Source organism: Microcoleus sp. MON1_C1, from assembly GCF_036701945.1.
Taxonomy (GTDB): Bacteria; Cyanobacteriota; Cyanobacteriia; order Cyanobacteriales; family Microcoleaceae; genus Microcoleus.
In genome coordinates this window covers 26,043-50,486 of the sequence record NZ_JAUBRO010000039.1, presented here as the reverse complement: position 1 = coordinate 50,486, position 24,444 = coordinate 26,043, and the positions used below count along the sequence as shown (strand labels likewise).

Annotated in this window: 19 protein-coding genes; 7 read left to right on the top strand and 12 right to left on the bottom strand. The window is 46.7% G+C overall.

What is annotated here, in order from left to right:
- Positions 1–398: 398 nt before the first annotated feature.
- From QUA62_RS21005 to QUA62_RS20990, 4 genes are all read right to left on the bottom strand, one after another.
- Entirely contained in the window at positions 399–1,874 is a 1,476-nt protein-coding gene (locus QUA62_RS21005; RefSeq protein WP_333406405.1) for an ATP-binding protein, read from the bottom strand.
- A 179-nt stretch (positions 1,875–2,053) separates the two neighbouring features.
- On the bottom strand, positions 2,054–2,515 hold the full coding sequence (locus tag QUA62_RS21000; RefSeq protein ID WP_333406404.1) for a response regulator: 462 nt from the start codon (positions 2,513–2,515) through the stop codon (positions 2,054–2,056).
- Complete coding sequence (locus QUA62_RS20995; RefSeq protein WP_333406402.1) at positions 2,478–4,436, bottom strand: CHASE3 domain-containing protein; 1,959 nt, start codon at positions 4,434–4,436, stop codon at positions 2,478–2,480. The genes QUA62_RS21000 and QUA62_RS20995 overlap by 38 nt, the downstream gene beginning before the upstream one ends.
- Before the next feature lie 736 nt (positions 4,437–5,172).
- Positions 5,173–6,378 (bottom strand): 4-hydroxy-3-methylbut-2-enyl diphosphate reductase, encoded by a 1,206-nt coding sequence (locus QUA62_RS20990; protein WP_333406400.1) that lies wholly within the window; start codon positions 6,376–6,378, stop codon positions 5,173–5,175.
- A 200-nt stretch (positions 6,379–6,578) separates the two neighbouring features.
- Here QUA62_RS20990 and QUA62_RS20985 point away from each other — a divergent pair, with 200 nt between their 5' ends.
- Positions 6,579–6,968: a GxxExxY protein gene (locus tag QUA62_RS20985; RefSeq protein WP_333406398.1), complete on the top strand. Its 390-nt coding sequence runs from the start codon at positions 6,579–6,581 to the stop codon at positions 6,966–6,968.
- Between the two features lie 127 nt (positions 6,969–7,095).
- On the opposite strand, the gene QUA62_RS20980 is transcribed toward QUA62_RS20985, so the two are convergent.
- Positions 7,096–8,535: an ammonium transporter gene (locus QUA62_RS20980; RefSeq protein WP_333406396.1), complete on the bottom strand. Its 1,440-nt coding sequence runs from the start codon at positions 8,533–8,535 to the stop codon at positions 7,096–7,098.
- Between the two features lie 473 nt (positions 8,536–9,008).
- A complete protein-coding gene (locus QUA62_RS20975) occupies positions 9,009–9,920 on the bottom strand; it encodes an SGNH/GDSL hydrolase family protein (protein WP_333406393.1) in 912 nt (303 codons plus the stop codon).
- Positions 9,921–10,202: 282 nt separating this feature from the next.
- Here QUA62_RS20975 and QUA62_RS20970 point away from each other — a divergent pair, with 282 nt between their 5' ends.
- The gene (locus tag QUA62_RS20970) at positions 10,203–10,805 is read left to right on the top strand and encodes an IS607 family transposase (protein WP_333406392.1); all 603 of its coding nucleotides are present in this window, start codon (positions 10,203–10,205) and stop codon (positions 10,803–10,805) included.
- A 422-nt stretch (positions 10,806–11,227) separates the two neighbouring features.
- On the opposite strand, the gene QUA62_RS20965 is transcribed toward QUA62_RS20970, so the two are convergent.
- Positions 11,228–12,829 carry an ammonium transporter gene (locus QUA62_RS20965; protein WP_333406390.1) on the bottom strand — a complete coding sequence of 534 codons (1,602 nt, stop codon included), beginning with the start codon at positions 12,827–12,829 and terminating at the stop codon, positions 11,228–11,230.
- Between the two features lie 83 nt (positions 12,830–12,912).
- Complete coding sequence (gene purE, locus QUA62_RS20960; RefSeq protein ID WP_190735709.1) at positions 12,913–13,434, bottom strand: 5-(carboxyamino)imidazole ribonucleotide mutase; 522 nt, start codon at positions 13,432–13,434, stop codon at positions 12,913–12,915.
- Between the two features lie 234 nt (positions 13,435–13,668).
- On the opposite strand from purE, the gene nagA reads away from it, so the two are divergent.
- The 3 genes from nagA (at position 13,669) to QUA62_RS20945 (ending at position 16,401) form a co-directional block, all read left to right on the top strand.
- On the top strand, positions 13,669–14,898 hold the full coding sequence (gene nagA / locus QUA62_RS20955) for an N-acetylglucosamine-6-phosphate deacetylase (RefSeq protein ID WP_333406387.1): 1,230 nt from the start codon (positions 13,669–13,671) through the stop codon (positions 14,896–14,898).
- Positions 14,899–15,106: 208 nt separating this feature from the next.
- On the top strand, positions 15,107–15,793 hold the full coding sequence (bchM, locus tag QUA62_RS20950) for a magnesium protoporphyrin IX methyltransferase (RefSeq protein ID WP_190661485.1): 687 nt from the start codon (positions 15,107–15,109) through the stop codon (positions 15,791–15,793).
- Between the two features lie 215 nt (positions 15,794–16,008).
- Complete coding sequence (locus tag QUA62_RS20945) at positions 16,009–16,401, top strand: DUF423 domain-containing protein (protein WP_039886547.1); 393 nt, start codon at positions 16,009–16,011, stop codon at positions 16,399–16,401.
- Between the two features lie 40 nt (positions 16,402–16,441).
- Here the strand turns inward: QUA62_RS20945 and QUA62_RS20940 are convergent, their stop codons facing one another.
- Positions 16,442–17,536 (bottom strand): hypothetical protein, encoded by a 1,095-nt coding sequence (locus QUA62_RS20940; protein WP_333406384.1) that lies wholly within the window; start codon positions 17,534–17,536, stop codon positions 16,442–16,444.
- A gap of 884 nt (positions 17,537–18,420) precedes the next feature.
- On the opposite strand from QUA62_RS20940, the gene QUA62_RS20935 reads away from it, so the two are divergent.
- Together QUA62_RS20935 and QUA62_RS20930 are read left to right on the top strand one after the other, a co-directional pair.
- Positions 18,421–19,854, top strand: coding sequence for a phosphoglucomutase/phosphomannomutase family protein (locus QUA62_RS20935; RefSeq protein WP_333219245.1), 1,434 nt, complete (start codon positions 18,421–18,423; stop codon positions 19,852–19,854).
- A gap of 367 nt (positions 19,855–20,221) precedes the next feature.
- Entirely contained in the window at positions 20,222–20,497 is a 276-nt protein-coding gene (locus tag QUA62_RS20930) for a LapA family protein (RefSeq protein WP_333406382.1), read from the top strand.
- Positions 20,498–20,511: 14 nt separating this feature from the next.
- Here the strand turns inward: QUA62_RS20930 and QUA62_RS20925 are convergent, their stop codons facing one another.
- From QUA62_RS20925 to QUA62_RS20915, 3 genes are all read right to left on the bottom strand, one after another.
- Positions 20,512–21,507 carry a hypothetical protein gene (locus QUA62_RS20925; RefSeq protein WP_333406380.1) on the bottom strand — a complete coding sequence of 332 codons (996 nt, stop codon included), beginning with the start codon at positions 21,505–21,507 and terminating at the stop codon, positions 20,512–20,514.
- A 154-nt stretch (positions 21,508–21,661) separates the two neighbouring features.
- The gene (locus tag QUA62_RS20920) at positions 21,662–22,723 is read right to left on the bottom strand and encodes a hypothetical protein (protein WP_333406378.1); all 1,062 of its coding nucleotides are present in this window, start codon (positions 22,721–22,723) and stop codon (positions 21,662–21,664) included.
- A gap of 559 nt (positions 22,724–23,282) precedes the next feature.
- Complete coding sequence (locus tag QUA62_RS20915) at positions 23,283–23,957, bottom strand: Npun_F0813 family protein (RefSeq protein WP_333284992.1); 675 nt, start codon at positions 23,955–23,957, stop codon at positions 23,283–23,285.
- Positions 23,958–24,444 lie beyond the last annotated feature (487 nt).

Genomic DNA, 24,444 nt, shown 5'->3' with positions numbered 1-24,444 from the left:
ACTCTTAAATCTAATAATATGTTCTTAAGCAATCTCGACAATTTGAATATGTACTTGGTGGGTTAATTAGACTTGCCAATAATTTTATTGTATTTGCTTGTATTTTATTATATTTTAAAGCTTGTAATATCCTCAACCAGCTTTTTAGGGGCGTGCCCACAAGCAAATTAATTAAGTAAGTTGTTGTAAAACTGATCGGAAAGCCTGCTCAGCCGGTATAACGGTGCAAGATATTACTTAACTATCATTATACTAATTGTTTATTCTGTCTTCGGGTGTGAACCAGCAGGTTGATTGATTCTTTGAGCTACAGCCGAATATTGCTGTTCAAACCCTCTTGCGTAGAACCTCATCTTTTTTTAAATCCCGATTCACTGCGCGTTGCCAAACTTGCTTCCTCAACTCTCGCACTTTCGTAATTTTACCCAGAAGCGGGTACCGATTCCCAAAGTCGATTTCACCCCGATCGCACCCCCCATCCGATCGACTCCTTTGCGAGCGATCGCCAGCCCAATTCCCGTCCCCGGATACACTTCTTGACCGTGCAGGCGATCGAACAACCCAAAAATTCTGTCTTGAAATTTTTCTTCAATACCAATGCCGTTGTCTTCTACCCAAAGATAGATATATTCCTCCTCAGCTTCTGCATAAACTCGCACCTGCGGCTGTATCCCAGGCTGCACAAATTTAATAGCATTGGAGAGCAAGTTAGCCAAGACTTGCAGCAGCGTACCAGGATGGGCTAACACCGTAGGTAGCGGTTCAACAACCGTTATCCGAGCTTGTTTTTGGGCAATTTCAGCCTCTAGTTGCGCGATCGAGCCAGCCACAATCAAATTCAGAGAGACTGCTTTTAGCGGCAAGTTAGCTTTGCTGAGGCGGCTGTACTCTAGCAAATTTTCGATTAAAGTATTCATCAGACTTGCAGCGTCATTAATCCGATACAAGTAATCCTGGGCGGTAGCATCCAACTCGCTGCTTCTATCTTGGAGCAACGTTTCAGCAAAAAACGAAATTCCCCGCAGAGGAGCGCGCAAGTCGTGAGAAACTGAATAGGTAAACGATTCGAGCTGTGCGTTAACTTCTTGTAACTCAGCAGTACGCTCTCTCACGCGCTCTTCCAAAGTTTCATTAAATTCGCGCAAAGCAAGTTCAGCTTGCTTGAGTTCCGTAATATCTTCCACCAATCCGTCGATCGTAGTTTCACCTTCTGCGCTGTAGACATATTGAGTAAACCGAATCCATTTTACTCGACCGTCTGCCAAAGGAAATGTAATTTCCAGATTTTGACACCGAGACTCCCCTGAATCTACCGGTTGCAAAAACAATTGCTGCAGATAAATCCCTTGCACATCTGCTAAATTGCTGGCATCAAACAAGCGCAAGAAAGCTTGATTGCTTTCCAAAAGCTTCCCGTCGGAAGTCGCTCGAAAAACTCCGACATTTAAGCGTTCTAGCAGAGAATTAAGTTGATTTTCTAGTCGGGCGACTCGTTCCCAGGCGGCAACTCTATCGAGTACGCCGCGAACCGCCACGCAAAGGCGGACGTAGTGCTTCGGCGACTTGATAATGTAGTCATCCACTCCGGATTTCATCGCCTCTACAGCAATTTCTTCGTTGCCAGTATTCGTAAACATTACAATCGGGCATCCTGGATAACTGGCTTTGATAGTTTTAAGCACATCTATACCGTTCGTCCAGCGTAGTTGGTAGTCGGTAATTACCAGATGGAATCCGCCTCGATTCAGTGCTTCCGCAAATAATCTATCGTCGGGAATTTCCGTTATTTGCAATTTCGAGAATTGCCGCTCTAACTCGCGTTTGACAAGCAGCCGATCCGTTGGGTTGTCGTCAATTACCAGAATGTGTACCACTTTAACAATCTATAATTGGGCTGTTAGCTAGAGTGCCGATCGATCGCTCCTAATAAAATGTTGGATGTTGCCCTTTTAAAATTAAAAATGACGGGATTCCTCAGTTAAAACTTAATTCAGTCGTTACCAGAAATAGCCTGGTAACGAGGAAACGAGGAAGAAAAACCGGGAAACCGCCACTACAAACCACCAAATTCTCTCGGTTCCGGCAATTCGGTATAGTTGAGCCAATACTCGTTAAAACTCTGCATCATTTCTAATAAAGAAGCAAACCCGACTGGTTTAACTAAATAAGAATTCACCCCTAAATCGTAAGCTCGCTTGACATCAGGTGTTTGCCTAGAAGAAGTAAGCATAACCACCGGCAAGCGTTTTAGTTCCGGCTGCTGCCTCAGCCAAATTAGAACCTCGTGACCGGAGCGCCTGGGCAATTTCAAGTCTAGTAAAATTATCGCAGGTAAAGGATAGCGATCGCGATCGCTGTATTCTCCGTCCCCATTTAAATAAAAAACCGCTGCATCTCCATCTCGGACAATTTGCAGCGAAGTATTAGCAAAAGTCTCATTGCGAAATGCCCGCTGCATCAATAGAATATCAACGGGGTTATCTTCCACCAGCAAAATCGTCTGCATTTGGGTCATGCTTCCTCAATTGTATCCAAAATCGACTGCCTTGTCCTACTTGAGATTCCACTCCCACTTGACCGCCCATGCGATCGACTCCTTTTTTTACAATAGCTAATCCTATACCTGTTCCGGGGTAAGATTCGATACCGTGCAGCCGTTCAAAAACCCGAAAAATGCGTTTTTGATGTTCTTGAGCAATACCGATACCATTGTCTTCTACCCACAGACGGATTATGGGGACTGGCAATACAGGGCTGACCATAAGTAACTGGGAATGTTCCCACTGTCCCACAGTCCCCCTTTCCAATTCTCCCGCTGTATCGCTGTCTGTCTCTCCCTCTTGAGACAGCTCAAGTTCCTCGGCCCAGATATGCACTTGGGGTGGTGTGCCTTGCACAAATTTTATAGCATTGGTGAGCAGATTGGCTATTACTTGAACTAAAGTAACGCGGTGGGCAATTACCGCAGGCAAGGGCGCTCGAACACTGATTTGAGCGTGTCTGGATTTAGCGTCAGCTTTTACCATAGCAATTGCCTCGGTCACAGCAGATTCTAAGTCTAAAACTTGCAGGGATAAATCACTGCGGCTCAGGCGGCTGTAAGCTAGCAAATCTTGGATCAATTCTTCTAGTTGTTGCCCAGAATTAACAATTTGCTGGGCGTATTCTTGACCGAGTTCGTCAAGGATGTCACGGTAATCTTCTAATAAAGCTTCAGCCAATCCCTGCATTCCCCGCAGGGGGGCACGCAAATCGTGGGCTACGGTATAGGCGAAAGCTTCTAATTCTTCGTTAGCTGCTTGAAGTTCATTGGTGCGGAGTTCGACTCGCCGTTCTAAGGTAGCATTGAGCATCCGAATTTCTGCTTCTGCTTGTTTGCGCGCAGTTACGTCAAGGGCGGTACTAATTACTAGACTTCTGCCGTCGGAAAGCTTGCCTAAAGGTGCGGAATAAAACTCCCAAATTCGAGTTTCGCCGCTGGCTGTGGAAATCATATATTCGCCTTCAGAAATGCGGCCGTTTAATTGGTGCAGCCGATCGATATGTGCTTGCACTAGCGATTGGCGGCTGTGGTAAGCTTTTTCTGTCCAATCTTCAATGGTGGGAATTTCTGAGTATTCGTAGCCTGAGAGTTCTGTCCAAGCGCAGTTAATTTGCAAAACTTCTCCGTTTTCAGCGTGCAGCATAATTGGCAGCGGTGCGTTGAGAATGGCGCTACGGAAACGTTCTTCGCTTAATTGTAGGGAGTGGCGATCGTGATCTAGCTGGTCTAAAAGTTGATTTTGCTTGATTTCGGCATTGTCCCGCAAAGTTCGATCGCGCTTCACCAAATAGTAAACCAACAGCATCAACAGGAAATTTACTAAACTCGCAACGGTAAAACTCAGGATTGTCAAATGAGCGCTTTTTTTAGATTCTCGGGCGCGCTGCTGCAATAGCTGAGTTTCTTCGGCAGTCATGGCGGCTATCTGCTGCCGAATGTCCCCCATGATTTGCTTTCCCCTACCGGTTTTTATTTGCCGCACGGCTGCTGCTAAGTTTTGTTTGCGTCGCAGATTGAGGGTTGTTTCAAGGTCGGCTAATTTAGAGTCGATCGCAATTTTCAAATCGCGAAGGCGCTGTTGCTGCCGCTTATTGTCAGCCGTTAGCTGCTGCAATCCGACTACTTGCTTGTTGATGCGGGCGAGCGCGCTGTTATACGGTTCTAAATACCGTTCTTCTCCCGTCAGCAAATAACCGCGCTGTCCGGTTTCAGCATCTTTTAAGGTGGAAAGCGTAGCTTCGAGTTCGGTTAAAACTTTGTGAGTGTGGCTCACCCAGTGTTCGTTTTCGATTAACTTGAGAGTGTTGCGGTAGGAAGTTGCCGCATTGAAAATTAGCAGGGCCACGACCATTCCGATACCTGCCGTGATTTGGGGAGTCAGTGATTGTTTCATGAAATAGTCGCTGTGCGAGTCCTGCTTTTTTTATTTTAACTGGATGCGGACTACTCGAATTTTTGGCGCGGGCCTATAGGGTGGCTAAAGACTATAAATTTAAGGCTCAAATGTGCGCTGGATCTTTTTTGTAACTTAGTTTCGATTCTTTTCGCATCCCCCTTAAGCCAGAAATGCCAGAAATTGCTCTCTTGCGTCTCGTGATTCAGGCCAACGCCACACAATCTAGGGTGGCCAACAAAGCTTTATTTGCCATGTTTTGTTGCATCGATCCTGCTGCTTTCACAGTTTCAAATCGCGGCGCAAAAAAAGGAGTTTTTACCTATTGATTTAAGTTGATTTTTGGGGTATATTTTAGATAATGGAAGTGGTAACATAAATTTTGAATTCGACAATATTACCATTATTAAATAATACCTTGTCGAGCCAGCAGCGTCAAGCTTTTTACCGCAAAAAAAAGGCAAATTTTTAATATTTTATTTAATTAATAATTGGTTGGACGCAGGGGAAAAATTCACAGGAACGATGGCGCGGGTGAATAGTATCAGCAATTCGAGCAATCGAGTAAGTGCGGAGAATTAATGGGTTGAAATTAGTTGAATCTCAAATCTGGTTATATCGCAATTATACTCTCTTGGCTTACGTGAGAGCGATCGAGCGATGTCACCAGCGAGGAATCACGCAAGTGCTGCACTGAGAAAATTATGATTCCCAGTGCAGTGCAGAAACAATATAATTAGACAACCGCAGCGGCTTTCATCGCCAAAATTCGATCGATCGCATCTTCAACCACCTTATCAGGCGTAGAAGCACCCGAAGTCACGCCGACTACAATTTTACCCTCCGGTAGCCAACCTTCAGTTACGACCAAATCTCGCCCCAAAGGCTTGTGTTCGATCCGATTTCCGGGTAAAATGCGCTCCGCACAATCAATGTGATAAGAAGGAACAGTTTTGTCGATCGCAATTTCCTGCAAATGCGTAGTATTAGAAGAATTAAAACCCCCAATCACCAGCATCAAATCCAACTTTTCCTCAACCAAACTCAACATAGCATCTTGGCGTTCCTGAGTCGCATCGCAGATAGTATTAAAACTCTGAAAATGGTCGTTCAAATTTTCAGGTCCAAACTTCCGCATCATCGTTTTTTCAAATAACTTACCAATGTTCTCTGTCTCAGTTTTGAGCATAGTAGTTTGGTTAGCAATACCAACACTTTCCAAATCCACATCTGGGTCAAAACCAGCAGAATAAGCCTTGCTAAATTTAGCAAGAAACTCATCGCGGTCGCCCCCATGCAAGATATAATTGCTGACATATTCAGCTTCCTGGAAATTCAATACAATCAAATACTTATCAGCAAAAGAACTCGTAGCAACAGTTTCCTCATGCTTGTATTGACCGTGAATAATCGAAGTATAATTCCTCTTTTTGTGCTTTTCAACAGTATTCCAAACCTTAGAAACCCAAGGACAAGTAGTATCAACAATCTTGCAGCCCTTATCATTAAGCAACTGCATTTCTTGGACGCTTGCTCCAAAAGCTGGTAAAATTACCACATCGCCGCTATCGACAACCGAAAAATCTTTCTGTCCCTTCTCAACAGAAATAAAACCAACTTCCATATCCCGCAAATGCTGATTTACAGACGGATTGTGAATAATCTCATTAGTAATCCAAATCCGTTCTGACGGGAAATGTTTGCGAGTCTCGTAAGCAATAGCTACAGCGCGTTCCACCCCCCAGCAAAAGCCAAAAGCCTCAGCTAGCCGGATCGTAACTGCGCCGCGTTCTAGCCTGTAATTATTGTCGCGAATTTGCTGGATCAGACTGCTTTGATAAGCCGTCTGCATCACCCCAGCTACCTCAGCTTCGTGTCCGAAACCCTTGCGGTGGTAGTTTTCAGACTGTTGGAGCGATCGTTTAAAAGCTTTAGTATCCATGCGGTATCGAGTTGAAATCTAGGTTAATTACCTTTGATTTTAGAATGCCTGGGGTGCGATCGGGATTATTGGCTCAGTAGGGAAGAGGGGATATGCTATTTATACGATCGACACATGAGAGGGAAGAAGGAATGAACCGCGAAGACGCGTTCGGCGAAGCCGTTCCCGTAGGGTAGAACGCGAAGGAAGAAGAAAGAAGAATGAGACAATTGGGCCAACAGGTAGAACAGTTGGCTTATAGAGCGATTGGGGCGGCTATTGAGGTGCATCGGCTTTTGGGGCCAGGATTTTTAGAATCAGTGTATCAGGAATCCTTAGAAGTTGAATTTCGGATGCGGGGGATACCTTGTCAGCCTAAAAAGCCAGTAGCAATCACCTACAAAGGTCATCAAGTCGGCGAAGGTCAATTAGACTTTATGGTTGGCGATATCCTCATTGTCGAACTAAAAGCTGTAGAAAAGCTCGCTCCCATCCACGAAGCTCAAGTTATCTCTTATCTTAAAATGACCAAAAACAGCTTGGGCCTTCTGAGCAACTTCAACGTTCCCATCCTCAAAGAAGGCATCAAACGAATCATACTTTCATCTTAACCCTTCTTCCTCTTCCTTCTTCGCGCTCTTCGCGCCTTCGCGGTTCGTTAAAAAAAAAACTTAAAAAAAGCCTAGAGACCCAGATAGCTGAGTCTCTACACCATCGAACTTATTCAAAAAATCAGCTTCAAATCTTCTTAGGCGCAAAAGGAGAACTCGATTCAAACGAACTGAAACCGCCGGCAAAATCCTCACCGTAAGCTTCTTCCCCGTGCTCGCCGATATCCAAACCTTGGTCTTCAGCAGATGAGGGCACTCGCAGTTCCATAAACTGCCCTAAAATTTTCAGGATCACAAAAGTGCCCACAGCCGCAAACAGGTAAGTAGCTAGAATGCCTACCAACTGGATGCCGATTAGCCCCGGATTCCCGGCAAACAGCCCGTCATTTCCGGCTTCGTTAACCGCTTTAGTCGCAAACACGCCAGTCAGAATCGCGCCTATAGTTCCGCCGACGCCGTGAATCGGGAAGGTATCCAAAGAGTCGTCAAATCCCAGCTTAGCCCGGAAACTAACGGCAAAGAAGCAGCAAACCGAAGTGATCGATCCGATCAAAAGCGCTCCCACTGGAAACACGAATCCAGCCGCAGGTGTGATTCCCACCAATCCGGCGAGGAAACCGCTAGCAATTCCCACTGCTGTCGGTTTGCCTCTGAGCACCCATTCCACAATTGTCCAAGTTAAACCGCCGGCTGCTGCTGAAATCATCGTGGTGACAAAAGCCACTGTTGCTAAAGAACCAGAACTCAAAGCACTACCGCCGTTGAAGCCAAACCAGCCAAACCACAGCATCCCAATTCCCAGCAAGACGTAGGGTACGTTGTGGGGGGTGTGGGGCTTGTTCAAGTGGTCTTTGCGGGGCCCGATCATCCAAGCTGCGACAACCGCAGAAACACCGGAACTGATGTGCACGACGGTGCCGCCGGCAAAGTCCAGAGATCCGATCGCCTGCAGCCAGCCTCTACCCCAAACCCAGTGGGCTAAAGGAGAGTAGATGAAGGTAGACCACAGCAGCACGAACCAGAAATAGGTTTTAAATGTTACCCGTTCGACGATCGCCCCGGAAATCAAGGCTGGAGTGATGATGGCGAACATCATCTGGTAAACCATGAAGACTTGGTGGGGTATTGTCGGTGCGTAGCCGATCGGATCTGGTGTGTCCGCCGTGACGTTGTTCAAGAACATCCAGTCCAAGCCGCCGATGAAGGTTTCGAGTCCTTGGGCAAACCCTTTATCATTGAGGTTGCTGCGGGTGACATCAAAAGCCAAACTGTAGCCCCACAGCGTCCATGTGACGCCGATGACTCCCATCATGACTAAGCTCATCATCATGGTGTTGAGGACGTTGCGCGATCGCACCAATCCCCCGTAGAAAAAGGCCAGTCCCGGTGTCATTAACAGCACCAGTGCTGAGGATATCAACATCCAGGCGGTATCGCCACTGTCGATCGGATTCGGCGCCACCGCAGCAGCAGCACCAGCAGCATCTTGAGCGAAGGCATTATCCGTTAGCGCTACGCTTAACAGCCACAGCGCCATGATGCCTATCGTTAAACTTTTTTTGATCACGTTAGTTGTACCTTCTCATACTCAGCAATTTTCAGGGAAGACCGAGCCGATTTTAGATAGGAGGATTTTAGATGCAATAGTTATTTGGTTTTAAGTCCCTGTTTTAGCGGAACAAATCTTCAATAGATAATTCCCCAATCCTCAACCCCCCGACTTCGTATAGCCGGACTCATCTAAATTCGTCAACTCTTTCTCCAATGGTCTGTGCCTTTTGGATTGCACCATTTGTACCAACAGTTATTCTGTATCAGCCTATACTAAAGAGCTAACTATCATATTTCTTAATCTATCCGCCGTTACTTGACATAGCCCGTGACAGCAGAGTAATTGGGGAGGGCGAGTTGAGGATAGGGGGAGAGTTTTGAGTTGGGGAGAGTGGGAGGATGAGGGGGGGAGAGTTGGGGACAATATGACTTCATCCTCCATCTTTCTAACGGATGAAGGACTAATAACTAATAACTAATCACTGATGACTAATCTTTCAACTGCATCTGACTGAACAGTTGCAGGGCCGATCGCCAAACTAGATAACCTTGATCGTTAAGGTGCAAGCCGTCTGTGCTGAGTTCAGTTGGCAAATTGCCGTCAGAATCCGCAAACAGCGGGTACAAATCCAGATACAAAACATTTTCAGAACTAGCAATTTCTTTCAGCCGCCGATTTATCGCCCGAATCCGACTGTTAGGAATCGCCAACAGCCGATCGCGATTTTCCCAAGTAGCTTGTTCCCCGCTGTGGGGCAAAATCGACTGCACAACCACTTGTGCATTGGGGTGAGCCCACCGCAAATCGCGAATAATCTGCCGCTGGTTGTCCAAAATCCCTTCGTCGCTGGCCCCCCGCAGCAAATCGTTAATTCCGATCATCACAAACACCGTATCCGGCACAGTTCGATCGAACAACTGCAACCGCTTCAGCAAACCCACGGAAGTCTCCCCGGAAATCCCTTGATTCAGCCAAAATCGATCGACTGGTAACAGCTTGGTCGGAAACCACATACTTAGAGAATCCCCAGCCAAAACACTCAGCCTTGAGGGTCGATTCGCCGCCGCCGCCTCAGCTTCGCGACCCAACTGCGTCACCCACTGCTGGTAAGTCCATTTATGTCGCGGTCCTGGAACGGGCACGTCTAGCACTGGGTTTGCAGAGCTCACCGGTTGGTCAATTTGTTCCTGGGCGCCTTCTGCCGTCACCGCATCATTCGCCTGGAAGCTTTCTGTCAAGTTGTGTCCCCCCAGGAGTAGTTGAGCAAGTGTGAATATCAGTACCCCGTTCGTCACCAAAGATAGCAAAGCCCAAACCGGAACAGCTTTCGATCGGCTAACTTCCATCCCTAAGAGGGATTTATGAGTTCTACTTCTGCTACCTCCTCCAAACTTCTCCATAAACTCAAGCTATTTGCAGGCCTCACACCGAATAATTTGCACTGATTGCTGCATCAAATTTTACCGCTCAATTAAAGCCTCAATTCTTGTAAGAATCAAGCACTGTGCTGTGTTGGGCAAGGGCGGCGATGCAGAACTTTGCTTTTTCGCACTACTTTACCATAAAAAATCTGCCTACCAAACTTTCTTGCACCGCAATCGGATTTGTCCAAGCTGCAGGACTGCACAAAAATATATCTAAAAGTGATCGAACTTACTCAGTTCTGATGCTAAAATCCAAAAATGAAAAAATTAACTATAACAGAAGCAGCCAAAATTAAAGGTGTGAGCGCTTCCACGTTACGCAGGTGGGAAGCCGAAGGCAAGCTAATACCGGAACGCACCGCTAACGGTCACAGACGGTATGACCTAGCTCATCTTCTCGGCTTAAAACCCAACGGCGCTTTAACTATAGCTTACGCTCGGGTTAGCAGCCACGACCAAAAAGATGATTTAGACAGACAAAAACAAGTTTTGGAATTGTTTTGTGCATCTCACGGCTGGCAATTCCAAATCATTGAGGATGTGGGTTCTGGGGTTAATTACAGTAAGCGGGGTTTACAACATCTAATTAGGGCGATCGTAGACAATCAAGTAGAAAGGCTGGTATTAACTCACAAAGACAGACTGCTGAGATTTGGTTCTGAACTAATTTTTAATTTGTGCGAACACTTTGGGACAGAGGTAGTGATTGTCAATCAAACCGAAAATGCTAGCTGTGACGAGGATTTAGCTAAAGATATACTAGAAATAATCACTGTTGTCTCCGCCCGCCTAGATGGCAGCAGGAATCCCAAGAACAAGCGCATCGTTGAAGAACTTAAAGCAATTGGCGGTAAACTCTAATCAATACACCAGTTTACAAAGCTCGTCAGTTACAGATTCTCAATTCCCCATTACCAATTACCGGCGCACATCTCATGCAATCGGAAACTACTATATGTAAGGCGTTGCATAATAGCGGCATGATTTTGATTTTTTTTGTGGGATGAGATCCTCACCCCGAAGGCGTGTATTTTCACAGCAGGCGGGACACCCCACCATAATCATCCTCACATTGTGCAACGCCATATGTCAGCCCTTAAAGGTCAACTAAAAATAAAATTATGCCCGCGTTCGCATCGAAGATTGAAACGCGAGCACAACGATAGACAGCCATATGTTGGGGGCTATTTCAGATGGTGGTTTTTCTGAATAAAAGCGTGAATTAGCTGATAAATAGCTAATGTAGGATACGAAAGCTGAATTGGTCGATCTCTTCGCACGCTCTACAGTTTGGTAGTCTTGCCCCCAGAACCGCCACCATAACCGCCGTAGCCACCCTCAATTCTGTTGTCCAAGCTCGTTTCCTTCACAAACCCGGTGTAAGCTTCCATCCCGTGTTCGCCGATATCCAAACCTTCAGCCTCCTCTACAGCAGAAACGCGGATACCCAGCAAAGCTTTGAGTGCGGCCCAAAAAATCGTACTCAGCAGCACGGTCATCCCGCCTACAGAGATAATGCCGACCAACTGGTTCCAGAGTTGACCGAAACCTCCGCCCACAAGCAATCCGGCTGCCGGGCCTGTGGTATAAAGTCCAGTTGTAGGCCCGTCAGCAAACAAGCCAACTGCCAGAGTTCCCCAGATGCCGCAGACTAAGTGAACTGAAGTTGCGCCTACAGGGTCGTCAATTTTCAAGTTGTCGAAGAAAGTTACTGCGAAAACTACCAGGATACCGGCTATCGTGCCGATAATGGCCGAGTTGGGGATGTTGATCCAAGCGCAGCTCGCTGTTACCCCGACTAAGCCTGCGAGGATGCCGTTGATAATCATCGAAAGGTCGGGTTTGCCCAGGTACAGCCAAGCTGTAATCGTTGCAGCAACTCCCCCAAAGGCACCGGCGGTGTTGGTGGTGAGCGCAATATGAGCGATCGCATTTGGATCGAGTGCCATTGTCGAACCGGGATTAAACCCGAACCAACCCAACCACAAAATCAAACAGCCTAGGGTAGCAATGCTCATATTGTGTCCCGGCATCGCCACAGTATCGCCGTCGCGGTACTTGCCGATCCGCGGCCCCAAAAATGCCGCTCCCATCAAAGCAGCCCAACCGCCTACCGAGTGAATCACTGTCGAACCGGCAAAATCGTAGAAGCCTGCGTCTGCCAGCCAGCCTCCGCCCCAAATCCAGTGTCCGGTAATTGGGTAAGCAATGCCTACTAGCAGCAAGCTGAAAATTAAGAAGTCAATGAATTTGACTCGCTCTGCAACTGCTCCCGAAACGATCGTCGCAGCAGTTCCCGCAAACACTAACTGGAAAAAGAATTTAGCGTTGAGGGGAACTCCCGTCCAGTTTAATGCGCTGAAAATGCCTTGATAAGCGTCTCCTGTGGCGGGGCTGTTGTCAGCTACATTCCAAAGAAAAAATCCGCCACTGGTGCCGATAAAACCGTTGCCGTCGCTGAACATTAAGGCAAAGCCGATCGCCCAATATGCGATCGTAGAAAGCGCAAAAACAATCAAGTTTTTGGACAACACGTTAACCGCATTTTTTTGGCGGCAAAAACCGGTTTCCAACATACAGAAACCCGCGTTCATAAAGAACACTAGCATCGCCGCTACCATAACCCACATGGTATCCATGCCCACCTTAAGGCTTGCTAATTGTTCCTCGGTTGTTGGCGCGGGAGCTGTTTGGGCTACCGCCGCATATCCCCACACCAAGACGATGATTGCTGCTATTGGTATGCAGGCTTGCCAACTTGGAGTGAGGCGGGCGATCGCCCGTTGTAACTTCTTCAACCTGTTGACTTTCGTAAAAACTTTAGCTGCTGGCAAATTTAAAGCATCCCGCCTGACTTGTTTCGACTTTTTCTTTCCGACAGTCATTTTAATCACTTTTACCCTCTTTACGGCTAGTAAGCTCAGCAATATTCGGAAAACTTTCCAATCTTACTACAAAAGTTTATGGATTATTTGTTGAGATTGAGATAGTTATGATAGCCTAGCTCTTCTAATTGATTTTGTTTTTTCAGTACAGATTCAGACAAATTTTTGCGGTAATGCAAGACTCGATCTAGCAATTCCGGCTGATGAGCTGCCAGTATCTGAACTGCCAGCAAGCCAGCATTCTTAGCGTTGCCGATCCCCACTGTGGCTACGGGTATCCCCGCTGGCATTTGCACGATCGAGTACAGCGAATCTACCCCTTGCAGGTGGCGGCTTGGTACAGGCACCCCAATTACGGGCAAGGGCGTTAAAGATGCTACCATACCGGGGAGGTGCGCCGCTCCCCCGGCTCCTGCGATAATGACTTTCAAGCCTCGTTGATGCGCGGTTTGGGCGTATTCCACCATGCGATCGGGGGTACGGTGCGCCGAGACGATCGCCACGGAGCAAGCAACACTGAATTCTTCGCAAACTGCGATCGCATCTTTCATGGTTGGCAAATCCGAATCGCTACCCATGATAATTCCAACTGTCGCTTGATTCATAAAATTTTCAGATTTGAGATTTCAGATAAATGCTAATTTTAAATGATTGCGTTAACTCAAATTTAGATATTTTGTACCAAAACTGACCCTTAAAAGCAATTTTGCCACAAGCCCCCGTCTGAGCAGCCCTGGAGCCAGCCAAAAGCAAAAAGCTCCCCCTCCTCATCGCCAGCCACCGGATTTATCCGTAGCGAATATTAAACCTAAAATCTAAAATCTAAAATCTAAAATCGGATGACTGAAGCCACAACCCCAACTGCCGCCCGCACAGATATTCTCAATGTTCGCCTCCCCGGTTGCAAGGATTTGCAGATGCTTGCTGTTGACGAAATGGGCATCATTCAAGAAGTTTGCCCGATGGACGCCGTATTTAAACGGATTTGTCCTCCCGATTTGCAAGTGCTTGATGTAGCAGGCGATTGGCTTTCTCTAGGCGGTGTTGACTTGCAGATTAACGGCGCCCTAGGTTTTGCTTTTCCCGATTTAGAAAGCAAGCATATGGAAATGTTGCCGAAAATTTGTCAATTTTTGTGGAATCAGGGAGTCGATGCTTTTTTGCCGACTTTGGTGACAACTTCGCTGGATAAGTTTAGGCGATCGCTCTCGACTATAGCTGATTATATCCGCACTGTACAAACCGCTGCTCCGGCAACAATTAAGCCCAAAACAGCGGAAATTCTCGGTGTTCACCTCGAAGGCCCTTTTCTCAACCCCCAGAAGCGAGGAGCTCACCCAGTTGAGTTTTTATTACCGCTGACTATAGAAAATGTCAAGCAAGTTTTAGGAGATTGTGCCGATATTGTCAAAATAATTACTTTAGCGCCGGAGTTAGACAGCACTGGCGAAGTCATTTCCTATTTGCAAAGTTTGGGAATTTCCGTCAGTCTAGGACACTCCCAAGCGAGTGCAGAGCAAGCGCAGCAAGCATTTGAGCGGGGAGCTTCAATGGTAACTCACGCTTTTAATGCGATGCCGAGTTTGCACCACCGAGAACCGGGTTTGTTGGGAGCGGCGATTGTTCATCCGGGCGTAAAATGCGGTTTAATTGCTGACGGCAAGCACGTTTCTCCGACAATGATTGATTTTTTTCTGCGCGCTGGTAGGTATGAAAAAGGCGTTTTTTTAGTGAGCGATGCTTTGGCTCCTTTGGGTTTGCCTGACGGTGTTTATCCTTGGGATTCCAGACAAATTGAAGTCAGAAAAGGTACGGCTTGGGTAAGATTAGATTACCATTCCCCGCTGGAATCTGCTACTTTGGCGGGTACAACTCTGCCGCTGTTGGCGGGAGTGCAGAATTTGGTGGAGTGGGGGATTTGCGATGCCGAAAGTGCGATCGCCCTGGCAACTGAATCTCCGAGAAGGGCGATCGGAATTTCGGGAATTATTGGCAAATCGGCAACTCAATTGTTGCGCTGGAATTTAAAGGCGGCGACAAAGGAATTGACTTGGCATCGACTCTTTTAGCCTGTTATACCCTTTTAGATTAAAGAATAGAAAAAGTGGGAATCGACCAACTGGTATTACCCGATAGATTTTAGATTTTAGATGTGCCGTTTTCATCGAAAATCTAAAATCGCCAATCTAAAATCTGTTGTTGCAAGTTGCACATTTTCCGAACCGGATTGCTATATAATGTCTAACCGTTGGCAATAACTCAGCAGCAGGCAGATCGATGAATTTGGTAGACGACAAGACTATAGTTAGACAGTATTTTAACTCGACGGGATTCGATCGCTGGCAGCGAATTTACGGCGAGGGCAAAGTCAATAAAGTTCAGCTAGACATCCGCACCGGCCACCAGCAAACGGTGGATACAGTCATCAAATGGCTGCAAGCTGACGGCAATTTGCCCGGGCTTTGTGTCTGCGATGCTGGCTGTGGTGTAGGCTCTCTGAGCATTCCTCTGGCTGACGCTGGGGCAATTGTTTGCGCTAGCGATATCTCTGAAAAGATGGTAGCAGAAGCTTACGATCGATCGACAGCAGTCCCCGGCAAGCTCTACAACATCTCCTTCGCCGCCCAAGATTTGGAAGCTTTAACCGGCAAATTCCACACAGTGATTTGTTTGGATGTGCTAATCCACTATCCTCAAAATAAGGCGGCAGAAATGATCGCTCACCTGAGTTCGATCGCCGAATCGCGACTAATTCTTAGTTTTGCACCCAAAACTTTAGCACTCACCGCCCTCAAAAAAATTGGTGAACTTTTCCCCGGCCCGAGCAAAACTACCCGAGCTTACCAGCACCGCGAAGCTGATATTATCAAAATCTTAGAAAGCAATGGTTTTGTTATTAACAGAACAGCGATGACTAGCACTAGCTTTTACTATTCTCGCTTGCTGGAAGCTGTGCGGAAATAGGTTAAAAATATCTGCAAAAAAGCTAATTTCTCATCAGCCTAGGGTGCGCCCCGCGCACCTTCCCTTCCCAGAGTTAGGCCAGTGAACATCTCTACTATGCGATTGCTTGGCGGAGGCTGGCAATGACAAGTAAGGCACGCACCGCGCACATTCGATATCAACAATTAGATGTTTTTCCCTGCTCCTTCTTCCTTCTTCCCAATTCACTAAATATTATGTCAACGCTAATTTTAATTCGCATTTTTATAGCAGCGGCAGCCGTATTCGGAGGTTTATCGGTTGCAGGCGGTGCTTTCGCCTCCCACGCTTTGAAAAATCAATTGAGCGATCGAGCTTTAACCATTTTTGAGACTGGCGCCCGATATCAAATGTACCATGCCCTGGCTTTATTACTCGTCGCTTTACTCTTGAGTCGCGCCCAAGAGTCTCAAACCTTTTTTGCAGTGGCTGGATGGGCTTTTATTGCCGGCACAATCATCTTTTCAGGCAGTTTGTACGCTTTGAGTTTGAGCGACATCAAATGGCTGGGTGCAATTACGCCACTGGGGGGAGTTGCTTTTATTGCAGGTTGGGGATGTTTGGCAGTCGCAGCTTTTAGTTTTAAATAGGCAATTGGTAAATTTGAGGCAATTCCCAATTCCCAATTATCTAATTTTCAAAAACATCGCTGGAAAACATCTCAGTCACAGTACGCAAGTAAGGTACAAATACCGTTAAATCTTCAGCAGGAAGCCGCTCGCATATTTCCCAAAATAAAATCAGCAGCATATCCTGCACTAACTCCCAACTTACATGAAGTTTCGGGTACAACATCACGCAAATTGGAAACAATTCTTGCTGTACCGGGTGAATGCTACCTTCCAAAACGCACCAGCACAAATAGCTTTGAAAAATCTCGACATCCCGGATACCAGAAATTTTCACCTCGCGATCGCTCAAATACCCGCTGCTGCTGCGGTATCCTTGATGCTGGGAACTAGCTCGATCGTACACTGCACTAGCAATCTGAGTCGTGTGCTGCAACAAATGCTGAACGGCTAATAGAGCTCTTGAATTCGGGGGCTGATTCGCCGCAGCCTCGTTAATCTCTCCGTAGGGAATGTGCAGGTAGTCGTCTACAACTTTTAAGTAGGGCGCAAATTCCGCTCGCTCTGAGTCCGAAAGACATCCTAACAAGATTTTGCTAGTGTATTGAAACTCCATTGTCACAAATCCCAGCACTAACGGATCTGTCTCTGAGTATTTTCGCCTCACTTTGATAATATCTTTTCCCACGAGCACTGACAACCGGAAAACAGGTTCTCTATCCGCATAAGCGTCTATTGCTTTCTGATATAAGGTACGAGTGTCGGCGGAAATTTCTAAAGGATTAATTAAGATCTTATCGATCCCGTGCCGCTCTATTTGTTTCCCTAAAAGAGCTTCTACTCTACTCCAAGCTATCTCGCTGGCTAATTTCAGGGTATCTGTCAATTTGTCAACTATTGGGGCTCTATTTCCCTCAAAATTAATTAAATCGAGGCTTGGGAGAATTTGGCGTGGCGCTTTCTTCTCTCGTGTCGCAACGGTACTGTAATATTTTTTTGCCCAGCTAACTGCGAAGGAAGAAACGCTGGCCCCTTTAGCTTTTGGGAGTTTGTCAGTCTCCGGTCCGGTAATACCTTGGGACGCCTGACTTGCGCCCTGTTTAAGTTTGTCTGCTGCTGGTAAAGATTTTGAAGATATTTGTGAAATACCCGTCATGATAAACCTCGTTTTTTTATTAAGTCGCACCCGATCGATTCCCCTAATTTTTAACGTTGTTAACTACAATTTTCTGCATTTTTACGCTGACAGTCATCAGCCATTACGCTTAAAGCTATAAGCCATTTGGCTCGACTGCCTGCATCTTTTATAAGCTGCACGTTAATAACGTTATTTATTGTGCGATCGATCACCATCACCCTGTGATCGCGACCCTAATCTATTTTTTTGACGTATAAAGAAGGCTGGAAATAAATTTAATTTGTCTTAAAAGCTGAGAATTAAAGTTAAGTCTGCTTAAAAAAAACTGCTGCTTGAAATACCTTATCTTTGTTTTGAAGCGCTTTGGTTGAGCGCCCTAATCTCTTTAAGAAGCTAGGCTACAGCACGATCTAGGGGTAACTTTGGTTAATTTATTTCTATAGCTGAATTAGAAATGTATTTTTAGTCTGGCGATTGTTAGGAAACCTTAACAAATTTAACGCTCGGCTTTTCTAAATAAAAAATTAAATTTGAGATGAGAATCAGATTTATGTGCATTTAGTTAATACCATTGCCAGGGCCGTTTTTTGCGATCGGTTTTTTAGCTTCCCCGTGAAGCGAAGCTATCCCGTAGGGAATCGCCCGCAATCGATCGTCGTCCATTCGATCGGCAAACCACCCTTCAAAATCGGAATTAGCGACTGAGTAGCCCGATCACTCCCACATTTTGCCAACTCTGAGTTTTTGGAGTCCTCTCCCGGAGCCCGAAGCCTGTCTCTACAACGATAGGATGAGGTTGATGCGGGCGCCACGGGCGATCGATCCTCACAAACAGCACGGCCAGTACGTCTTTAAGGCTATAGCTTCGGGTAGGATTAGTAGGACGAGAGGAAGTGGATAAAATGAGCGCTAGCAGCAATTCAACTGAAATTAAGTTCGGAACCGATGGGTGGCGAGGACTGATTGCCCATGACTTTACTTTTGCCAACGTGCGAAAAGTCACCCGGGCGATCGCCAGTTACCTAGAAACCGCTTACCCAAAAGACCGCCCAGTCCTAGTCTCCTACGATACCCGCTTTCTGGCAGACGAGTTCGCCCGCACGGCGGCTGAAGTATTGGCAGATTTGGGATGGACGGTGAAAGTGGTCGATCGAGATTGCCCCACACCAGTCATCGCCTACAGCGCCAAGCATCTCAACTCTGCAGGAGCCCTGATGTTCACGGCTTCCCACAATCCCGCACCTTACTGCGGCATCAAATACATCCCCGACTACGCGGGCCCGGCAACCCCGGAAATTACTGATACAATTGTGGCAAATATTGCTGGTGCTTCTGATGCCCCAGCCAAAGGCAGCCACAACGATAAAATCTCCAGTTTTGACCCGAAACCCGAATATCTGAAGTTTCTTTATACTTTGATCGATGTGGAGCGGATTCGCTCTGCTAAGTTGAAGGTGAAGTACGACGCTCTCTACTCGACTTCTCGCGGCTATCTCGACGGCGTTTTGGAACACTGCGGCTGCGATGTCGAAAGTTTTCACACCTACCGCGACGTGCTGTTTGGGGGCGGAATGCCGGAACCCAAGGGGGAACAGTTAGTTGAGTTGGTGGAAGCTGTTAAGAAGGATTCGGCGGATTTGGGTTTAGCTACCGATGGCGACAGCGATCGCTTTGGTATTGTTGACGAGTTGGGAAATGTCTTGACTCCAAATACTGTACTGTTGCTGCTGGCGCGTCACTTGGTTAAGAATAAAGGATTGACTGGGGCGATCGTCCGTACAGTCGCAACTACCCACTTGCTGGACAATTTGGCCGCCAAGTACGGTTTAACAATCTACGAAACCGCAGTCGGTTTTAAATACATCGGCGAAAAAATGCGGGAAACTGCGGTGCTCATCGGTGGCGAAGAATCAGGCGGTTTGAGCGTTTTGGGTCACATTCCCGAAAAAGACGGGATTTTGGCTGATATGCTAGTTGCTGAGGCGATCGCCTATGAAGGCAAACCGCTTTCTCAGCTAGTCGAAGAAGCCATTAAAGAAGCCGACGGCCCCCTGTACAACAAACGTTTGGACTTGCACTTAGAAGAAGCCCACAAAGCAGCCGTTTTGGAATCTTTTACCAAGAATCCCCCCACAGAAGTAGCAGGTATCGGCGTTAAGGAAATCGGCCGCAAAGACGGAATTAAACTTTATCTTGAAGACGGTGGCTGGGTACTGCTGCGGCCTTCGGGAACCGAACCCTTGATGCGCGTTTACATGGAAACCAATTCTGTGGAAAAAGAAAGCCAAGTTGCCCAACACATGGAAAAGGTAATTTCTCAGTTAGAACCTGTTTAATTTTCTACCTATTCCAACGGGGGTTTTTCCCCTAGCGCTTGGGATTGTGAGGTGCGCTGGGCGCACCTTACGTATTTTTGATAACTCTGGCAAAGCCTCTGAACATTAATCATCGATACTGCTGGGGAAGTTATATATTTGCAATACACTTGGAGTTGTTTAAGTTTGGGAAGTGTAAATTTATTTATGTTTGTTTAATTTTTAATTAATTTAAAAAATTATCTATTTTTTCCGTCTCTACTTGACTTTTCCCCTAATGTTATTCTATATTATTAAATAATGGGGTGTTTGCCAAAATAAAAATTTCACACATATTTCAATTATAAAACAAGTATACAAGTTAAATTATTAGCCTGTCAACCGGTTTATGAAAACAATTCCTCTGCTCGCCATTAGTTTTTTAGTAGCAATTTTAGTAAGCGCGATCGGCATTATCTCAGTGCAAAATGCCGCCCCAGTATCCTTAAACTTTATCTTTTTTCAATCGATACAACTGCCCGTAGGAGTAGTATTGGCAATGAGCATGAGTGCAGGACTGATCGGAGGTGCGCTACTGCAACCGCTGTGGAACATTTCAGATTCCCAAAACTCACGTCCTAAATTTCAGGCAAATCCAGAAGAATCCGACACCGTACAATATTAAATAGATTTGATCCCTTAGATGGAATATACCTGACCGTCAATCAGCAGCCGAGTAATTCCCTTAGCTCGCAAATAAGGCGCTGTTTTTTGCAGCATACTGCTGTCAGGAATCTTGAAAACCCTTTGATTGCGAGTAGCAAATCGGCGGGCCACTCGGTGATTGTCAAACACTGCCAGGGTTTTCTCGCGAATTTCCGCCGCCGGAATTTGACCCAGTTCGCCAAAAGCTTTTAGAGGTCTGGTGATTAACTCCGCTGCCCGATCGACCACCAAATAACAAATTTTGGGCAGAGATGCTTGGCTTAAAGGCAAAACTTGAATTTGTCCTGTACCCCGAAGCTCGATCAACTCGCCCGACGATAGTGAACCCAGGAGACTGCCTTCAAACAGAGAGTCTTCATCCTCTACATCTTCGTCGAAGTCGTCATCTAAATCGTCTTCATCCTCATCATCATCCTCCTCATCCTCGTCGTCGTCCTCGAAATCCCTAAAGTCTTCACCTGCCAGCAGCCCTTCTGCTGGCAGCATTGCCTTTAGTTCACCAGTCACAACAGCGCGGTGGCTTGGATCGGCAACATGGGCTGCTGCGGCATCTGGCACATCAGAGACATCCAAATCCGACTCTGCATTCCCTCGAATTTCGAGTTCTGCAACTGGTTTAGGGACTGATTCAGAACGCTTTCGGATCGTCGGTCTCGAATGTGAGGCTGACGGCTGGACAGGGACTGGCTCCGACAGGGGGACAGCTACAGGATCGATTTCGCCATCTGCCGACGACTCAGTAGCCGCCTCTGTCGCTTCAGAAACACTGCTGCGATCGGACAAACGCTTTTGTTTTTGCTGCACTAGAAATTCGTATTCCGGCTCCGACAAAGCACCCTGAAGGATGCGCCTCACAGTCGAACTGCTCACTCCGTAGCGCTTTGCCAGAGTGATAGTATTCTCGTTTGACTGTCGGTACAGCCTGATGAGTTCGCGTTTGTCTGAATCGGAGAGTTTTGTAGGCGTCATGCCAAGTTTCCCAGCAAAAAGACGTGAAAAGACGCAGGCTAGCAGTCAGCGAACTGTGATTTTTCATTTTCAAGTTCAAGCTCAGAGATGCCGACAAGGGCAAAAAAGCTTTCGCGTCTCCATCGCTTGTCAAAGCAACTCGAATCTCAAATCGCTACGCCGCGCGACGATTCCGCTCCCGCCTGCTCTGGCGAGAACGGGTTGAGATGTCATGTTCCAAGATAGCTCCAATTCCGAACAGGATGGCGCTGAAAACAAAAAAGACTTCCAGCAAACTGCCGCTTTGATAACTACCCTCAGCCTGAGTATCGCGCCATTTAAAGTACATATCTCCGATGTAAAGCGAAAAAGTTGCAGCCGCAATCATTCTCCAAGATTGGGAAAAACGTCCTCCCCAAAACGCCAGCAGCAGTGCAGTAGCAATAATCAGCAGAAAAACGTCCCCGACGATGTAAAACAAATTGATTGCATAGGCGTAAGGCGCCAGTTGCTTGTCGAGTGCCATCACCCATCCGGGAGCTTTGATTTCTGCTTCTTCTTCTTCGGGTGCTGATGCAGCATCGGTCGCGGCTGCTTTTGCCTGTAACTTAGACGAATTTTCCAAAGCAGGCGCTCTTCCTGTGGCAGTGGTTGCTGGTTCAGATTCTGTCACTACTTCTTGAGTGGCTGCCGGAGCCATTCCTAGCTGGGTCCTCCAAGAGTCTGGTGCAGCAACCCAAATAGCTACAGCAATCCCGAAGGCTGCAATTCCCGCTAACAAAGCCCACTGCCAAATATCTAGATTCAGCCGCTTGGAAGTCACAGCTACAACCATGCCTCCGATCAGTACCACATAGCTGCCCAGATAAAAGGCATCTGCTGGAGACACGTCCGGGTCTAAACCGAAATAGAGTTCCCAAATCCCGAACAGCACACCGGCTATGAAATAGAAGAGCATCCCCAGACCTATGCCCAGCCAGACGTTGCGCCCACTGACCATGTGGGGGCTTTGCCAGTTTCTAAAACAGACTAAAGCCGCTCCCAAGTATGCTCCGCATTCAAAAATATAAGTGCCGATCGAGTACCAAAGAGGTAAACCCTCTTCAGCAGAGAGGGGGACGCTGAACAGCAAAAAGAACAGCAGCGCCATGACAGCCCAGACAATGCCCGCAATCACTAGGGTCTGAGCTGACAGTAAAGATGAAGATGTAGATGACTTTTCTGAAGTGCTACTCATAGGGATTCCACGAGACCTAACTAGCGGTTGAACGCACCCCATCTCAATCTTTGATTGGAGATGAGGATTCTTTCGCCAAAAAACCTTAAAAAACCTCGATCTGACGCTTCCGGAATAACTGGCGTCCTCAGTGTGTCGTCGGGGCTTTTGCCCTCGTACACTCTAGAAAGACTAAGCAAGAATAATATCTATTTACTAATTCAATAAATTAGTCGTTAGTCGATCTTGTACCCGGAAATATAATGATAGAAATACGGTATATGTCTCCACCCTTAAGGTTTTTACAGTACCCTATCTATCTCTGAAATTCTACCATCAAAGGTTGAGGTATCTGTTTTTTTGCTTTCACACTCCCCCACTCATATCAATAATTCTGGGTGGGGACTGCGATCGACACTGAGTTAAATTGCCAGACCATAGGTGGCATCCAAACCGAATCAACAATTTGGTCGATCAATACAAGTTGGCAATCCAACCTGTATATCCCCTACCCCCTACAGTGCAATTATCTAAGCTAAATTATCTCAGTCCAATTGTCTGAGCAATTGTCAAAGATTTTCTATCCTGCGATCCACAATTTGTTGAGGGCTGATTGTTTCAGCCAATCTAGAAACTGAGTCCGATCCTGGGCTGGCATATCTTGCAGCACATCGCTGACTCCCTCAGCGAAGTCCGTATTGCCAAAATATGATTTCCCCAAACGGTGGAGTTCTTGCAATAAGGTCTTGAGATGCTGCTCTTGCCAAGCAGGAACCTTGTGATTTTGCAAGGGACTAACGGTTAGCCAATTTTTGATCGCATCAGGGGAGTCTGCCTGGGGGAAGTTTCCCTGCTGAAATACCTTGGCGATATCTTTCTGAAACGATGTGGCTTGCCTTGCGCCTAAGAGGTCTTCTACATCGAAGTAAACAGCTTGGAGCAGCAGCAGACAACCCTGCGCGAACAGCGGTGCTTTGGCTGCTTCATTACCTGCCGGTTCTTCACCGGCAAGCTGATCTAAACGGACTTTTCCCCAGACGCTATATCTATCCGGCTCTTCTAGCAGAACACAGGCTTTGCCTCGGTTGTCGGTTAAGTCCCGCCACAAGGCTCTGGCGTCTTCTGCTTGCTTGCCGTTGAAGGCGCTGATCAGGCGAAAAGTCTGCCCCTGATAATTGAGAATGGGAATTTGTTGATCCCGTTTTGGGTGTTGATAATTGGTTATTTCAACATCCTGCCGTTTCAGAATAAACATGACACTGCGATTTGACTCCTGTCATGGCCGAGGTGCTGTGCTTTTGACACTCCCGATGCCTAAAGGCGAAGGGATTCTTGATTCAGCGAGTCCACTTAAATTAGCAGGATTGCTCCCGATCACCCAGAGATGGTTCTCTCCTCAAGCGTTCCGATACTTTTTTGCTAACAAATGCTAACAAATATCTAAGCTGAGATTGTCTCTCAGCCTTGGCGTATAAATCAATGCACGAAGGAAAATCCCCCGCGCACAATTTACGACTGCTGTACTGGCAACGCTTGATTTTCGCGCTCGTGCCGAGCGGGCGATTGACTGTTTTGCTTTGATGCCGTAGAGGAAGCTTATATAGAGGCTCCGTACCATCAGGGATTTTCACCTGAGTCTTTCAATCTAGTTCTACCACATTTTTATTAAATATCAAGTCGAGCAGAATGTTAGCAAACATAACTAAACATCAGCCAATTAGTCATTCTGTCTCAACTCCTAC

Bases quoted from the DNA above. Each gene is read 5' to 3' on its own strand.
- QUA62_RS20985 (WP_333406398.1), top strand. From the start codon at position 6,579: ATGAGACAATTGGGCCAACAGGTAGAACAGTTGGCTTATAGAGCGATT.
- QUA62_RS20930 (WP_333406382.1), top strand. From the start codon at position 20,222: ATGAAAACAATTCCTCTGCTCGCCATTAGTTTTTTAGTAGCAATTTTA.
- QUA62_RS20935 (WP_333219245.1), top strand. From the start codon at position 18,421: ATGAGCGCTAGCAGCAATTCAACTGAAATTAAGTTCGGAACCGATGGG.
- QUA62_RS20925 (WP_333406380.1), bottom strand. From the start codon at position 21,507: ATGACGCCTACAAAACTCTCCGATTCAGACAAACGCGAACTCATCAGG.
- QUA62_RS20995 (WP_333406402.1), bottom strand. From the start codon at position 4,436: ATGAAACAATCACTGACTCCCCAAATCACGGCAGGTATCGGAATGGTC.
- QUA62_RS20970 (WP_333406392.1), top strand. From the start codon at position 10,203: ATGAAAAAATTAACTATAACAGAAGCAGCCAAAATTAAAGGTGTGAGC.
- QUA62_RS20965 (WP_333406390.1), bottom strand. From the start codon at position 12,829: ATGACTGTCGGAAAGAAAAAGTCGAAACAAGTCAGGCGGGATGCTTTA.
- bchM (WP_190661485.1), top strand. From the start codon at position 15,107: ATGAATTTGGTAGACGACAAGACTATAGTTAGACAGTATTTTAACTCG.
- QUA62_RS20945 (WP_039886547.1), top strand. From the start codon at position 16,009: ATGTCAACGCTAATTTTAATTCGCATTTTTATAGCAGCGGCAGCCGTA.
- QUA62_RS20915 (WP_333284992.1), bottom strand. From the start codon at position 23,957: ATGTTTATTCTGAAACGGCAGGATGTTGAAATAACCAATTATCAACAC.
- QUA62_RS20990 (WP_333406400.1), bottom strand. From the start codon at position 6,378: ATGGATACTAAAGCTTTTAAACGATCGCTCCAACAGTCTGAAAACTAC.
- QUA62_RS20975 (WP_333406393.1), bottom strand. From the start codon at position 9,920: ATGGAGAAGTTTGGAGGAGGTAGCAGAAGTAGAACTCATAAATCCCTC.
- QUA62_RS21000 (WP_333406404.1), bottom strand. From the start codon at position 2,515: ATGACCCAAATGCAGACGATTTTGCTGGTGGAAGATAACCCCGTTGAT.
- QUA62_RS20920 (WP_333406378.1), bottom strand. From the start codon at position 22,723: ATGAGTAGCACTTCAGAAAAGTCATCTACATCTTCATCTTTACTGTCA.
- purE (WP_190735709.1), bottom strand. From the start codon at position 13,434: ATGAATCAAGCGACAGTTGGAATTATCATGGGTAGCGATTCGGATTTG.
- nagA (WP_333406387.1), top strand. From the start codon at position 13,669: ATGACTGAAGCCACAACCCCAACTGCCGCCCGCACAGATATTCTCAAT.
- QUA62_RS20940 (WP_333406384.1), bottom strand. From the start codon at position 17,536: ATGACGGGTATTTCACAAATATCTTCAAAATCTTTACCAGCAGCAGAC.